The organism is Pseudoxanthomonas sp. PXM03 (assembly GCF_014852005.1).
Classification (GTDB): Bacteria; Pseudomonadota; Gammaproteobacteria; order Xanthomonadales; family Xanthomonadaceae; genus Pseudoxanthomonas_A.
In genome coordinates, this window is record NZ_JACVAU010000002.1 from 881,975 (window position 1) to 896,482 (window position 14,508).

The 14,508-nt window shown below is 66.3% G+C and carries 13 protein-coding genes; 5 read left to right on the top strand and 8 right to left on the bottom strand.

Annotation, left to right across the window (positions count from 1 at the left end; all coding sequences use genetic code 11):
• Positions 1 to 24: 24 nt before the first annotated feature.
• The 3 genes from IB223_RS12910 to IB223_RS12920 are packed head-to-tail and all read right to left on the bottom strand — an operon-like array spanning position 25 to position 4,932.
• Complete coding sequence (locus IB223_RS12910; protein WP_192202116.1) at positions 25 to 2,475, bottom strand: TonB-dependent receptor; 2,451 nt, start codon at positions 2,473 to 2,475, stop codon at positions 25 to 27.
• A gap of 36 nt (positions 2,476 to 2,511) precedes the next feature.
• Complete coding sequence (locus tag IB223_RS12915) at positions 2,512 to 3,687, bottom strand: SO2930 family diheme c-type cytochrome (RefSeq protein WP_192202117.1); 1,176 nt, start codon at positions 3,685 to 3,687, stop codon at positions 2,512 to 2,514.
• 9 nt (positions 3,688 to 3,696) lie between these two features.
• Positions 3,697 to 4,932 (bottom strand): parallel beta-helix domain-containing protein, encoded by a 1,236-nt coding sequence (locus IB223_RS12920; protein ID WP_192202118.1) that lies wholly within the window; start codon positions 4,930 to 4,932, stop codon positions 3,697 to 3,699.
• 119 nt (positions 4,933 to 5,051) lie between these two features.
• Between IB223_RS12920 and IB223_RS12925 the strand changes: the two genes are divergently transcribed.
• Positions 5,052 to 6,089 carry an AraC family transcriptional regulator gene (locus IB223_RS12925; RefSeq protein WP_225591027.1) on the top strand — a complete coding sequence of 346 codons (1,038 nt, stop codon included), beginning with the start codon at positions 5,052 to 5,054 and terminating at the stop codon, positions 6,087 to 6,089.
• Positions 6,090 to 6,403: 314 nt separating this feature from the next.
• Here IB223_RS12925 and IB223_RS12930 read toward each other — a convergent pair whose 3' ends face one another.
• The 5 genes from IB223_RS12930 to IB223_RS12950 all read right to left on the bottom strand — a co-directional run bounded on the left by IB223_RS12930 (position 6,404) and on the right by IB223_RS12950 (position 11,228).
• Positions 6,404 to 6,787, bottom strand: a complete 384-nt coding sequence (locus IB223_RS12930) for a RidA family protein (protein WP_192202119.1) — start codon at positions 6,785 to 6,787, stop codon at positions 6,404 to 6,406.
• Positions 6,788 to 6,948: 161 nt separating this feature from the next.
• Positions 6,949 to 9,120 carry a bifunctional (p)ppGpp synthetase/guanosine-3',5'-bis(diphosphate) 3'-pyrophosphohydrolase gene (locus IB223_RS12935; protein ID WP_192202120.1) on the bottom strand — a complete coding sequence of 724 codons (2,172 nt, stop codon included), beginning with the start codon at positions 9,118 to 9,120 and terminating at the stop codon, positions 6,949 to 6,951.
• Positions 9,121 to 9,247: 127 nt separating this feature from the next.
• Positions 9,248 to 9,547, bottom strand: coding sequence for a DNA-directed RNA polymerase subunit omega (rpoZ, locus tag IB223_RS12940; protein ID WP_142125611.1), 300 nt, complete (start codon positions 9,545 to 9,547; stop codon positions 9,248 to 9,250).
• A gap of 206 nt (positions 9,548 to 9,753) precedes the next feature.
• Positions 9,754 to 10,371, bottom strand: a complete 618-nt coding sequence (gene gmk / locus IB223_RS12945) for a guanylate kinase (RefSeq protein ID WP_192202121.1) — start codon at positions 10,369 to 10,371, stop codon at positions 9,754 to 9,756.
• Positions 10,368 to 11,228, bottom strand: coding sequence for a YicC/YloC family endoribonuclease (locus IB223_RS12950; RefSeq protein WP_192202122.1), 861 nt, complete (start codon positions 11,226 to 11,228; stop codon positions 10,368 to 10,370). Before IB223_RS12950 ends, gmk begins: the two co-directional genes overlap by 4 nt.
• A 129-nt stretch (positions 11,229 to 11,357) precedes the next feature.
• On the opposite strand from IB223_RS12950, the gene rph reads away from it, so the two are divergent.
• The 4 genes from rph (at position 11,358) to hemW (ending at position 14,459) form a co-directional block, all read left to right on the top strand.
• Positions 11,358 to 12,083, top strand: a complete 726-nt coding sequence (gene rph / locus IB223_RS12955; RefSeq protein ID WP_192202123.1) for a ribonuclease PH — start codon at positions 11,358 to 11,360, stop codon at positions 12,081 to 12,083.
• 102 nt (positions 12,084 to 12,185) lie between these two features.
• A complete protein-coding gene (locus tag IB223_RS12960) occupies positions 12,186 to 12,575 on the top strand; it encodes a VOC family protein (RefSeq protein WP_192202124.1) in 390 nt (129 codons plus the stop codon).
• 6 nt (positions 12,576 to 12,581) lie between these two features.
• Positions 12,582 to 13,175 (top strand): RdgB/HAM1 family non-canonical purine NTP pyrophosphatase, encoded by a 594-nt coding sequence (rdgB, locus tag IB223_RS12965; protein WP_192202125.1) that lies wholly within the window; start codon positions 12,582 to 12,584, stop codon positions 13,173 to 13,175.
• A 129-nt stretch (positions 13,176 to 13,304) separates the two neighbouring features.
• On the top strand, positions 13,305 to 14,459 hold the full coding sequence (gene hemW, locus IB223_RS12970; RefSeq protein WP_192202126.1) for a radical SAM family heme chaperone HemW: 1,155 nt from the start codon (positions 13,305 to 13,307) through the stop codon (positions 14,457 to 14,459).
• Positions 14,460 to 14,508 lie beyond the last annotated feature (49 nt).

The window sequence follows — 14,508 nt, forward strand, 5'->3', positions numbered from 1 at the left end:
ACGTCCAGCGCGTCTCCGCGCGGCTCAGAACTTCACGACGACTTCCATTCCGTAGGTGCGCGGCTCGCTGATGGTGGCCCCCACCACGCCCAGCGGTCCGCGCCCGTAGGTGTTCAGGCCCTTCACGTACTGGTTGTCGAACACGTTGTTGCCATAGATCGCCCAGCTCCAATGTCCGCTTGGCGCTGTCCAGCCGACACGCATGTCCGTGCGGTCACGCGCTTCGCCGATATCGAGCAGCGCATTGACGCCACAGTCGCCCTGCAGGTCGGAGCCGGCATTGCAGCGGCTGCGTCCGCGGTAGGCATGGCGTGCGGAGAAGCGCAGATCGCCGTGTCCGGCCAGGTCCACGCGATACGCCGCGCCGATCGATGCGGTGAACCGCGGCTCACCGGTGGGCTCGCCATCCAGGTCGATGCCTTCCGGCGTCACGTAATCCTTGTACTTGGAATCGATCCATTCGGCCTGCGCATCCAGCGTGAATGCATCCGTCACTTTCCAGCGCATGTCGAAATCGATGCCGGTCGCTTCGAGGTCACCGGTATCGAACACGAAGCGCGGGATGTCGACCGGGTTGTTCGGGTCAGGATCGATCAGCCGGATCGACTGCCGGTTGTCGTAGCGATAATGGAACAGCGATGCGTTGTACGAAAAGCGGCCGAAGGACTGCTTGATGCCGGCCTCCAGGTTCCATACATCCTCGTTCTCGAACGCGGGGCCGATCTGCAGTGCATTGAAGCCACCGGCCTTGTAGCCCTTGGCCAGCGAACCGAACACCATCGTCCTGTCGTTGACGTGGTAGTCCACGACGAAGCGCGGGCTGAAATCGCTCCAGCTGCGCTTGTCGCGCACCAGCACGCCCTTGTTCACCATGGCCGGCGGATCGATGAACGCCATGTCGAAGGTCAGCAGTTCACGCGTGATCGGAATTCCCATCTGCTCCAGCGCAGCGAAGAACCCTAGCGACTCCAGCAGATCCAGCTTGCCCTCCAGCTCGGGTGCATTGCGCGGCGTGTTGAGCCAGGTGAAATCCTTCTCGTCGCGCGTGTAGCGCAGGCCGAAGGTCAGGTTGAGCTTGTCGGACGCGCGCCAGATCACGTCACCGAAGGCGGCGTACGCGGTGGTCGACAACGTATTGGTGAAGCGCTCGTTCCAGCGGTCGCCCACCAGCGAGACCGGGATGCCCACGGTCTGCGCCAGGAACGAAGTGAACCCGAACAGGCTGCCATCCGGCGTCGGTGCGATACCGAGGTTGCGCACGATGTTGTCCACCGCCTCGGTATTCGTGTTGACCTCGCTGGTCTGGTCGGCATCCTCCTTGAAGAAACTGGCACCGGCCACCCAGTCCAGGCGCGCGTTGCTGCCGGCGAACTTGAACTCCTGGTAGAACGTCTCGTTGCTTTCGGTATTGACCGAATCGATGTACAGGTCGGCCCGGTTGGTGCCGTCCTCCTCGGTCTGGTTCAGCGAATCGTACTGCCGCCACGACGAGGTCGACGTCAGGTTGCCCCAGGTGAACGCGTGGTCGACGATCAGGGTGACGCCGTCGAACGTGCGCCACTCGGCGTTCTCCGCATCGCTGTAGGTCGGCACCTCGCGCGGATCGAAGTAGTCGTCCGGGTCCACGGGCACCGGGGGGCGCTGCGGGTAGGCCGGCAACGGCACGATCCCGGTGGTCACACGGCCGTTCTGGTCCAGGCTCTCGTGGTCCCAGCTGACCAGGGCGGTGGTGTTCTCGCCCATGCGGACCTGCCAGGCTGCGCGCGCCGCCCACACGTTCTCTCCCCCGAGGTCCTTGCCGGTGGCGCCGTCCTGGAACCAGCCGTCGCTGTGGTTGAACAAGGCGTTGACGCGCAGCGCGGAGGTCTCGCTGGTGGGGATGTTCCACATCGCATCGGCGTACTGCTTGCCGTAGTTCCCCAACCGCAACCGCAGGCGCGCCTCGGTTTCGTCCTGCGGCCGGCGCGTCACCAGCGAAATCGCACCCGCCGCCGTGTTGCGGCCGAACAGCGTGCCTTGCGGGCCTTTCAATACCTCGATGCGCTCGACATCGAGGAACGGCAGCAACACGCCGCCGCCGCGACCGCCGTACACGCCATCCACGAATATCCCGACCGCCGGATCGGTCCCGATGCCGAAGTCGCTGGTCTCCACGCCACGCAGGCGGAACGAAGGTTGCGTGGGCTGCACGGCATCCACCACCAGGCCAGGCACGAATGCATCGATGTCACCGAGGTTCTCGGCCGCCACGTCGTCGAGCAGTTGCTGATCCACGACCTGCAGTGCGATCGGCACGTCCTGGAGCTCCTGCGAACGGCTCTGCGCGGTCACGGTGATGGTGTCCAGGTCGGTCGCCTGCTGCTCACCCTCGGGCGTGGCCTGCGCCCAGGCCGTGCCGCCCGTGCCCAGCACCACACAGCCGCCGAACAGTGCGCGACGCAGACCCACGACCAGATTCCGTTGCATCACTTTCATCACTCCCTCCCGAGAAGCGTTGTGCGGATACCGGCTTCAGACGGCCGGCGGCGGTTGAATGTCTGTTCCATTCGCTGCATCGCAGCTTCCCGGCTGCGCATTGATCCACGCGCGGATCAGTTCGACACCCTCGCGATGGACGACCGACCGGCCCAGCTCGGGCATCATGATCGCGGGATCGTTGCTGTTCATGCGGAAATCGAAGATGGACGCTTCCGCGCTACCCGGCACGATGTCGTGCATCCGGTTGCCGGTGCCCTTGCCCGCGGCGATGGGCTGCTTGCAGAAACCCAGCTTGAGGCGGTCCTGCGTGCCCGCATCCAGCCACAGGCCGGAGGTGATGGCCGGACCGGTGGCGCTGTGGCAATGTCCGCAGTTGATATCGAGATAGGCGCGTGCGCGTGCGTCGAGCGAAGCACGCGCATCGGACGCATCCGCCAGCCGCGGTGGCTGCGCGGGTACGCCGGCCAGATAGCCGACCCGCGCGAGGTGGGCCAACTGGTTGTCGCGACCACCCGCGTAGTCGAAGTCGCGGTTGAGGTGGCGGGCCTTCGGCCCGATCGGCAGCAGCTTGCGCGATTTGTTGTCGGTGATGTGGCAGCCGCCGCACTGGTTCTGGTCGGGCACCTGGTAGTTCGCGACTTCGCGGCCACCGTGTGCATCGACCAGGTCGAGCGTGACCAGCTCGCCGGTGCGCTTCAGTGTGGCCTCGGTCTGGGCATCGTTCCACACGTAGGGAAGCGCGACCCAGCCTTCCGCACGGTGCACCAGCAGGCGCGTTTCGACCAGGCGGACCTTCGACAGGTCCAGCGCTTCGCCTTCGAGCGAAGACGATGACGGTGGCGTGCGCGCGACCGATTTTCCATCCCACGCCCTGCCAGCGGGCAACGGGTAGTAGAACGTCTTGCTGAGGATGGTGCCCACCGGGAAGTCGAAACTCCGGTCCGGCTGATAGGTGGCCGCCATGCCCACCGGCATCCAGACGGTGCGCAGCTTGTGCGCGTAGTCGCTGAACAACGGCGTGTTGAGGTCATAGGGCACCACGCCCTCATTGAGCCGCAACCAGCCGTCTTCGACCCGCAACACACCCCACTCCGCCAGGGACGCCGGCTGTCCCTCGGCAACAAAATGCACACGGGATGCAGGCTGGCAGGCGACCAGCACCAGGCACGCTGCCAGCAGCAGGAGGAACGCCGTGCACCGATGCCGCATGCGTCTTCCTCAACCGCGCTTCAGGTCGACTGCAGGCAATCGCGGAAGTTCGCAATCGTGCGCCTTCATGTCCTTGCCGGGGCTCTTGTAGCCACCGGGCCCGTCGGCATTGACCACGCCGCTGACATCGCGCAGGCAGATCTGCGGACCGGTCTTCCTGCCGTCCACCACGCGATCCTGATTGAAGTAGCCATCCCAGAGCACGTCGGGAAAGCTGCCGCGCAGGCCGTAGACCGCCACCTTCAGCGCCTTGAGGTCGAAGCCGTCGGGCGAATCCCCGCCGCCGGAGAGCGTGTTGCCATGGATGAAGATGCGCTCGGGATAAGGATCGAAGTTGGGCGAGGCGCTGCTGTCCTTGTACCCGGTGGAATACACGCTGGACACGATGATGTTGGCCGTTGCGTTGTCGCGGATCTCGTTGGCGAAGACTTCGATGTCGTCGTTGGAATTGATGACGATGCCCGAGCCCGCCGGCACGCTGGCGACCGGTGTGCCCTTGGCGCCGAAGTTCTCGTGGTTGTTGGCGATGACCTTGTTGTTGTACACGCGGATGTTGCCGCCCTGCTGGGACAGGCCCGGCATGTTGAACACCAGGATGCCGCCGGTATTGCCGGTGGCGACGTTTTCGTAGACGTCCGCGTTGATCGTGTTCTCGACCTCGATACCGGCGACGTTCTGTTCGGCGCGGCTGCGGCGCACGATCACCCCGTCGGACTGACCCACGTAGATCCCCGCATCGGACGCACCGATGGACACCGTGTCCTCGATCAGCACGTTCTTCGTCAGCACCGGGTAGATGCCGTAGGCACCGTTCTTGGTGCTCGGCCCACCGGTCCACTGCACTTTCACGCCCCGGATGGTGATGTTCGCGGACTCGCTGATCTTCAGGCCATCGCCCTTGGAATCCTCGATGGTGAGGTTCTCGATGGTGAAGTCGTTGCCGTTCACCAGCAGGCCCTCCGCGCCCGCCTTCTGTCCCTTGAAGCTCAGCACGCTCTTGTCCATGCCGGCGCCCCGGATCGTCACGCCATCGGCGCGCAGGCTGAGGCTGCGGTCGAAGCTGTGGCGGCCGGCCGGGATTTCGATGACATCACCCCGCTTGGCATCCAGCAGGCGCTCCTGCAGGGTGGTGGCGAAGCCTGTATCGGCGGCCGCGACGGTGTCGGTCGCGGATGTTCCGGGCTGGCAGCCCGCCGCCAGCAGCACCAGCGCGCCGGCTATCGCCAAGGAAATGCTGCGTTGCATGAGTCTCCCCTCCCATACGCCTGCGTAGTGCAGGCCAGTCTGGTGTGCGGGCACGTATGACACGGAGGGCGGGAGCGGCATACTAAGGGGGGCAAAGCGGACAAGCTGGAGGGGCTTCGATGCGCTGGAAAACCGGACTGGGCAATCCCCTGTCGATCGCCAATCTGCCCACCAACATGCTGTGCGGGCTGGTGCTGCTGGCCGGCGAGTTCGGCGTGAATGCCGAGAGCTGGTTCGCCGGCATGCGCTTGAACGTGCAGGAAATCCACGATCCGCAGGCGCGCGTGTCTTACCGCCAGGCCAGCGAGATCATCCGCCGCGCCCTGCCCACCTTGCCCATCGACGGCGTCGGCCTGGCCATGGGCGGCAAGCAGAACGGCGGCAACTTCGGCCTGCTCGGGCTGGCGATGAAGACCGCGCCCACGTTCGGCGATGCGGTGCAGATCGGCCTCGAGTACCAGCGCAACCTGGGGCCGCTGATGGACCTGGAACTGGAAGACCGCGATGAAGGCGCGTTGGCCGTGATCGCCACAGCACCGGAAGAGGCCACCGACCTGCTGCCGTTCCTGTGCGAGGAAATGTTCGCCAGCACGCTGATGCTGGCGCGCGAACTGGCGGGCCCGGACTTCCGTCCGTTGCGGCTGGAACTCGGCTATCCCGCACCGCGCTACGCTGCCCGTTACGACGACCTGTTCGGTTGCGAGGTCCGCTTCAACCAGCCGCGGCATGCCATGGTGGTGGATCGTCGCTGGCTGGAACTGCCGTTCGCCAGCTACAACCCGGTGACGTCACGGCAGGCGCTCGCGTTGTGCCAGGCACAGCTGACGGCGATGTCGTTGCGTGGCGAGACCACGGCGGCGGTGGAGCGGCAGTTGCGTCCGCGCCTGCGCGAGAATCCGCAGATGACCGACGTGGCCACCGCGCTGCATCTCAGCGAACGCACGCTGCGCCGCCAGCTCGCCGAGGAAGGCACCAGCTTCAGCGCGGTGCACGACCGCGTCCGCACGGAGCGTGCGCTGGAACTTCTGCACGACGAAGAAACCACCATTGCCACCGTCGGTAGCCAGATAGGATTCAACGATGTGCGGGAGTTCCGCCGCGCGTTCAAACGTTGGACCGGGCACACACCCAGCGATACCCGACGTCGCCCCACGTAGAGCGGAGCGTGCTCTGCTGCCGTCGGCCTCATCCCGCCAGGAAAGCTCTGCACAACCGGCCCGTCCGTGGTGAACCTGTCGAACCACGCGTTTCACGACAAGGCAGGGCCGTCCTGATCTGTCGATCCATCGCCAAGAGCATGGTTCGACAGGCCCACCACGAACGGCACCCGGAAGACTGCATGTGTTTGACGGCGTCGTTCGGCGTTGGTCTTTGAGGTAGAGCGGAGCTTGCTCCGCTGCTTTCGCTTTCGCGCAAACCTGTCGGATGGCCTCCGGCGCCAAGCAAGCCCGGCGCTACGGGGCCCCCACACTCACTCCAGCACCATCACCGCATCGACTTCGAAAGCCGCACCCTTCGGCAGGCCGGACACTTCAATCGTCGAACGTGCGGGGTAAGGCGCGGCGAAATATTCCTGCATCACCGCATTGACCGCCGCGAACTGCGACAGGTCGGTCAGGTACAGGCCCAGGCGCACGATGCGGTCCAGCGAGCCGCCCGCCGCTTCGGCGACCGCCTTGAGGTTGTCGAAAGCACGGCGGGCCTGCACGCCGATGTCGCCTTCCACCAGGTTGCCGGTGGCCGGATCCAGCGGAATCTGCCCGGAGAAGTACACGGTATTGCCTGCGCGCACGGCCTGCGAATACGGACCGATGGCAGCGGGGGCGTGATCGGTGTGGATGATCTGCTTGGTCATGGGCGACTCCTCAGTGGATAGCCGATTCTACGTAGGGCGGGCCCAGGCCCGCCATCGCGCGCGACCCGATCACCTTCGCATTGATGGAAACAGGCAACCCAAGCAGATCGCCACCATTGCGAACATGGGCGCCACGACGGCGGGCCTGGGCCCGCCCTACCTCACTGCCGGCGCACGCCGTGCACGACGTTGAGGCGCCGCAGCCGCCGCATCACTTCCGCGAGGTGGTTGCGGTCGCGGACCTGGATCGAGAAGCGCAGCACGGCGACGTTGATGTCGCGCTCCAGGTATTCCACGCGCTCGATGTTCGACTGACTCTTGGCGACTGCCGCGGCGACCTGCGCCAGCACGCCGGGACGATTCTCCACGTCGATCAGCAGGGCGGCGTCGTAGTCGCCGGTGACGCGCGCATCCCAGGCGATCGGCACCCAGCGTTCCGGCGACTTGCGGAACTCGGTGACATTGGGGCAATCCAGCCGGTGCACCACGATGCCCTTGCCGGCCGTGTGGTAACCCATGATCTCGTCGCCCGGGATGGGTTGGCAGCATTGCGCGAAGCTGACCACGCCGCGCTCGCCGCCGGTGATCAGTATCTTTTCCTGCGAGTGCTTGGAGTGGCCGCCGGCGCGCAGCTCGGCGAACGCGGTCAGTGCCTGCGCCGCCTGCGCCGGCATCCAGTTGCCCAGCGCCACGTCCGCCAGGAAGGCTTCCAGGCGCGGATACTTGTGCTCGGCCAGGAAGGCTTCCAGGCGCTGCTGCGGCAGGCGCTCGAGCGAACTGTCGAGGTCCTCCAGCGCGCGATCCAGCATGCGGTGGCCGAGCTGCACGGCATCCTCGTGCTCCAGTTGCTTGAGCTGGTGCCGGATCGCGGTACGTGCCTTGCTGGTGACGACGAACTCCAGCCACTGCGGCTTGGGCGCGGCCGACTTGGCGGTGATGATCTCCACGCTCTGCCCGCTGGCGAGTTTGGTGCGCAGCGGCACCAGTTTCTTGTCCACGCGCGAGGCCACGGCCTGGTTGCCCACGTCCGTGTGCACGGCATAGGCGAAGTCCAGCGCGGTGGAATTGCGCGGCAGCGACAGGATCTTGCCCTTCGGCGTGAACAGGTAGACCTCGTCCGGGAACAGGTCGACCTTGACGTTCTCCAGGAACTCCAGCGACGAGCCCGCCGCGTGCTGGTTGTCGATCAGCTCGACGATCCACGCGTGCGCGCGGTTCTGCGCGCTGTTGGGCGTATCGGTACCGAACTTGTAGGTCCAGTGCGCCGCGATGCCGCGTTCGGCGATCAGGTCCATCTCGGTGGTGCGGATCTGCACTTCGATCGGCGAGCCGTAGGGTCCGAACAGCACCGTGTGCAGCGACTGGTATCCGTTGGCCTTGGGGATGGCGATGAAGTCGCGGAAGCGACCATCCAACGGCTTGTACTGCGCATGCACGGCGCCGAGCGCGTGGTAGCACGACGGCACCGAATCGACCACGACGCGGAACCCGAACACGTCCATCACCTGGTCGAAGCTTTTTCCTTCGCCCTGCATCTTGTTGTAGATGCTCCAGGGCGTCTTGACCCGGCTGACCAGGCGATGCTCGAGGCCTTCCTTCGCCAGCCGCTGCGACAGATGCGCCTCGATCTGCGCCATCGATTCGCGACGCATCACCGGCTGGCTGCGGATGTGCTTCTCGATCACGGCGTGCCGCCACGGATGCAGTGCGCGGAACCCGAGGTCCTGCAGTTCGGACTTGACCAGGTTCATGCCCAGCCGCTGGGCGATGGGCGCGTAGATCTCCAGGGTCTCGCGCGCGATGCGGCCACGCGCCTCGGCACTCTGCGCGCCGAGGGTCCGCATGTTGTGCAGGCGGTCGGCCAGCTTGATCATGATCACGCGCAGGTCGCGCGACATGGCCAGCAGCATCTTGCGGAAGCTCTCCGCCGCCGCCTCCTGCCGGTCGCGGAACTTCAGCTTGTCCAGCTTGGTGACGCCTTCCACCAGTTCGGCCACCGACTCGCCGAACTCGGCCGCGATCTCCGCACCGGTCAGCGGCGTGTCCTCGATGGTGTCGTGCAGGATGGCCGCGATCAGCGTTTCCGCATCCATGCCCAGTTCGGCCAGCACACCGGCCACCGCCACCGGATGGGTGATATAGGGCTCGCCCGACTTGCGGGTCTGGCCGACATGCGCGGCGGCACCGACTTCCCAGGCGCGCCGCAGCAACGGCAGCTGGTCCTTCGGCAGGTAGCGCGCGGTCTTCTCGAACTGCGCGACGTACTCCGGCACCGTTTCGTCGTGCGGCGAAGCGGGGGTGCGGACTGCCTTGGCGATGTGACCTGAACTCATGCCACCAGCCTATGCCAGTCACGTCGCAACGGCAACGCGCGCGCGCCTGCCTGAAACGCAGAAAGCCCGCTTGCGCGGGCTTTCCGGTCATCGCGGGTTTCGGTGGAAACCCGAGGCGGGATCGATCTCAGTCGTCGCCCTTGGACAGGTCGTCGTCGGCGACCACTTCGGCGGCGGCCCATTCCAGCGCCTCGCGCTCGGCGCGCTCGCGCTCGGCCTTCTCGACGCGGTCGATCAAGTCGTTGTCGATCCTGCGGGCGGCGATTTCACGCAGCGCCAGTACGGTGGGCTTGTCCTGGTGTTCGCTGTTGTCGATGGTCGGCTCCACGCCGTTCGCCAGCTGGCGGGCGCGCTTGGCAGCCATCGTGACCAGGTCGAAACGGTTATCGACGACTTCCAGGCAATCTTCAACGGTGATGCGGGCCATGCGGGCTCCCGGCAGCCTGTTGGCCGCCCAGTGAATGGGGAAAGGGGCGGCGATTGTAGGTGGGCGGCCCAGGCAATGCAAGCCTTTCCTTGAAAATCAGTCAGTTAGCGACCAATCCCTTGTAGGAGGGGCCTCAGCCCCGACCGAAAGAGGATGGGGTCCGTTGGCCGCAGGTCGGGGCAGAAGCCCCTCCTGCAGCTGGACCGCTATTCGGCCAGAAGGGTGGCAATCAGGCCGGCGTGCCGGACATCCTGGGCCTCCCGGCGCAGGCGGCTGGCCGTGAAGATCGCGTGCATCTGCTCGACGGCGGTCTCGAACACATCATTGACGATCACGTAGTCGAACTCCGCGTAGTGCGACATCTCCTCGCGGGCGGCGGCCAGCCGGCGCTGGATGACTTCCTCGCTGTCCTGACCCCGTGCACGCATGCGCTGCTCCAGCGCATCGCGCGACGGCGGCAGGATGAACACGCTGACCGCGTCCGGCACCTTCTCGCGCACCTGGCGGGCGCCCTGCCAGTCGATTTCCAGCAGCACGTCCTTGCCGGCGTCGAGCTGCGGCTCCACCGACTGGCGCGCCGTGCCCTTCCAGTCGCCATGCACCTCGGCGTACTCGAAGAAGTCGCCGGCGCGGATCATCGCCTTGAACTCGTCGGCGCTGATGAAGTGGTAATGCTGCGCATGGCGCTCGCCCGGACGCGCGCCGCGCGAGGTGAACGAGATCGACAGCGCGATGTCCGCATCCCGTGCCAGCACGGCGTTGACGATGCTGCTCTTGCCCGCACCCGATGGCGCCGCGACGATGTAGAGGGTTCCGCGCTTCATTCGATGTTCTGCGCCTGCTCGCGGATCTGGTCGATCAGCACCTTCAGTTCCACCGCGATGTTGGTGGTACGGATGTCGACGGACTTGGAGCCGAGGGTGTTCGCTTCGCGGTTGAATTCCTGCAGCAGGAAGTCCAGCCGCCGGCCCTGCGGCTCCTTCTGGGTGAACACGCGGCGGATTTCCTTGACGTGGCTGTCGAGGCGGTCGAGCTCCTCGTCCACGTCGAGCTTCTGCAGCCACAGCACCAGTTCCTGCTCCAGCCGTCCCTGCTCCATGTTCTGCGCCACATCGGCAAGCCGCACTTCCAGCTTCTGCCGCTGGCCGGCGCGGATCTGCGGAATCAGGGTCCGTACTTCGGCCGCCAGCGTGGCAATGCCGTCCACGCGCTCCAGGATCGCCGCCACCAGCTTGCCGCCCTCGCGTTCGCGCGCCGCGACGAACTGGTCCAGCACCGCGTCCAGCAAGGCCAGGGCCTCGGCCTGAAGCGCGTCCATGTCCACGCCCTTGCTCTGCAGCACGCCAGGGAACTGCAGCAGGTCGGTCAGCTCGGTACGCAGGTTGGGCAGGCGTGAAGACAATTCCAGCGCCAGCTCCGAGAGGTGTGCGATGACGCGGGGATTGATCTGCAGCGCACCCTCGCCTTCGGGCGCCCGCAGGCGCAACGTCAGGTCCAGCTTGCCGCGCGAGACGCGCGAGGCCACCCGTTCGCGCAGCGCCGGTTCGAGCACGCGCAGTTCATCCGGCAGGCGGACACCCAGTTCCAGGAAGCGGTGGTTGACCGCGCGCAGTTCGGCGGCAAGCGAGCCGCCCTCGGTGGCGCGCTCGGCGGTGGCGAACGCCGTCATGCTGCGGATCATGCAGGTGCCCATCGGACCAGTGAGCGGCGCATCTTAGCAGTACGCGTGGCGCGGACCGGGGCCGGCGGGACCAACCGGACCAAACGGCTTGGACTGCTAGACTTCGCCCCCCTCATCGCGGATGCCCCCATGTCCTTCTCCCGCCCCAGCGCCCGCCTCCCCGACCAGATGCGTGACGTCGGCATCCTGCGCAACTACACCCGCCATGCCGAAGGCTCGGTGCTGGTCAGCTTCGGCCACACGCGCGTGCTGTGCACCGCGACCGTGGAGAACAAGGTGCCGGGCTTCCTGCGCGGCAAGGGCGAAGGCTGGGTGACCGCCGAATACGGCATGCTGCCGCGCTCCACCCATACCCGCAGCGACCGCGAAGCCTCGCGCGGCAAGCAGGGCGGGCGCACGTTGGAGATCCAGCGCCTGATCGGCCGCACCCTGCGCGCCTGCGTGGACCGTGGCGCCCTGGGCGAACGCACCATCACCCTGGACTGCGACGTCCTGCAGGCCGACGGCGGCACCCGCACCGCCGCCATCACCGGCGCGTACGTGGCATTGGTGGACGCGGTGAACTGGCTGAAGTCGCGCAACGAGATCAAGCGCGATCCGATCCATGGCGCGGTGGCTGCGGTGTCGGTGGGCATCTACCGCGGCGTGCCGGTGCTGGACCTGGATTATGCCGAGGACAGCGACTGCGACACCGACATGAACCTGGTGATGAACGACGGCGGCGGCTTCATCGAGCTGCAGGGCACGGCCGAAGGCCACGCGTTCCGTCGCGATGAACTGGATGCGCTGCTCGCCCTCGGCGAGAAGGGCATTGGCGAGTTGTTCGCCGCGCAGCGGGCGGCGCTGGCGGGCTGACGTCTTCCCTGTGGGCGCGACGTCAGTCGCGATGAGGCGTTACCGATGGACCATCGCGACTTACGTCGCTCCCACGACAGCCCGATTGGACGGAGTTGACTGATGCCACAAACCCTCAGCCTGATCACCGTCGTCGTAGACGACTACGACCGCGCCATCGCGCACTACTGTGGCGCGCTGGGCTTCGAACTGCGCGAGGACACGGATCAGGGCCGCAAGCGCTGGGTGCATGTCGCCCCACCGGGCAGTACCGAAACCGGCCTGCTGCTGGCGGTAGCCAGCACCGACGAACAGCGCGCGCGCATCGGCGACCAGACCGGCGGGCGCGTGGGCTTCTTCCTGCAGACCGACGACTTCTGGCGCGACCACGCGCGCATGGTCTCCGCCGGCATCGAGTTCCTCGAAACCCCGCGCGAGGAAAGTTACGCCACCGTCGCCGTGTTCCGCGATGCCTACGGCAACCGCTGGGACCTGCTGCAACCCAAGGACTGATCCGACATGAAGCTCGTTCTCGCCTCGTCCAACCACGGCAAGCTGGAAGAACTGCGCAGCCTGCTGGCCGACACCGGCATCGAACTCATCGCGCAGTCCGACCTGGGCGTGGAGGATGCCGATGAAACCGGTGCCACGTTCATCGAGAACGCCCTGATCAAGGCGCGCCATGCCAGCCTGCAGACCGGGCTGCCCGCACTGGCCGATGATTCCGGCATCTGCGTGGACGCGCTGAACGGTGCGCCCGGCCTGTATTCGGCACGCTACGCCGGCGAGCACGGCCATGCCGACCGCAACATCGACAAGTTGCTGGACGCCCTGAAGGACACGCCTGGCGAACAACGTGGCGCGCACTTCTATTGCGTCCTGGTGCTGCTGCGCCATGCGCACGATCCGCAACCGCTGATCGTCGAAGGCGAGTGGCAGGGCCGCATCCTGCATGAGCGCCGCGGCACCGGCGGACATGGCTATGACCCGGTGTTCTTCGACCCCCAGTTCGGCCAGTCGGCAGCGGAAATGCCGCTGGACGAGAAGAACCGCATCAGCCATCGCGGCAAGGCGCTGGCCGGATTGAAGCAGCGGCTGCAGACGATCCTCTAGGCGCACCCTTCACTTCATGCCCCATCGGGGTATTCATGCCTATCGGGGGAAATGGGCACGATGTGTTGCCCTGCGGCCACGCAAGACAAGAAGCGCCTCGGGCATGCACCCCGCTCCTACAATAGACCCATGCTGATCCCGCCTCCCCTGTCGCTGTACGTCCACATGCCGTGGTGCGTACGCAAATGTCCGTACTGCGATTTCAACTCGCACCAGGGCAAGGGCGGGCTGCCGTTCGACGCCTATGTCGACGCCTTGCTGCGCGATCTGGACCACGACCTGCCGCTGGTCTGGGGGCGTACGGTGCACAGCGTCTTTTTCGGCGGCGGCACGCCCAGCCTGTTCCCGCCGGAGGCCATCGACCGCTTCCTGCAGGCGGCCAGCAGCCGGTTGCGCTTCGCACCGGGGCTGGAAGTGACGCTGGAGACCAATCCGGGCACCGCCGAGCATGGCCGTTTCGAGAGCTACCGCGCGGCCGGCGTGAACCGCATCAGCTTCGGCATCCAGAGCTTCGACGACGGCAGCCTGGAGAAGCTCGGCCGCATCCACGACAGCCGCGAGGCCGAGCAGGCCGTGAAGCTGGCGCAGGATGCCGGCTTCGACAACATCAACCTCGACCTGATGTACGCCCTGCCCGGCCAGACCCTGGCCATGGCCGAACATGACCTGCAACGCGCCTTCGCGCTGCGACCCGCGCACATCTCCCACTACCAGCTGACGCTGGAGCCGAACACGGTGTTCTTCTCGCGGCCGCCCCAGGGCATACCCGACGACGACCACGCCTGGGACATGCAGGAACACTGCCAGGCACTGCTTGCCGCTGCCGGCTATGGCCACTACGAAGTCAGTGCTTACGCGCAGCCCGGCCGCCGGTGCGCGCACAACATGAACTACTGGCGTTACGGCGATTACATGGGCATCGGCGCTGGCGCGCACGGCAAGATCACCGTGGGCGCTACCGCGCAGATCCTGCGCCGCTGGAAGGTGAAGCACCCCACGAGCTACCTGGCGACCGCTGGCACGCCGCAGGCCATCGGCGGCGATGACGACATCACGCCGGAGCGCCGCCCGTTCGAGTTCATGCTCAATGCGCTGCGGCTGCAGGAAGGCTTTGCACTGGCGGATTTCACCGCCACCACCGGACTGCCCGTGGCAACGATCGAGGCGGCGCTGGAACAGGCCCGGCGGCATGGCTGGCTCGACCTGTCCGACACCCACGTGCAGCCCACGGCCCTGGGCCGCCGGTTCACCAACGACGTGATCGAACTGTTCCTCGACGCCTGAAGCCCACGTCCTCTCCGCGTGGCGACGGATGGATGCGCAGGCAACGCCG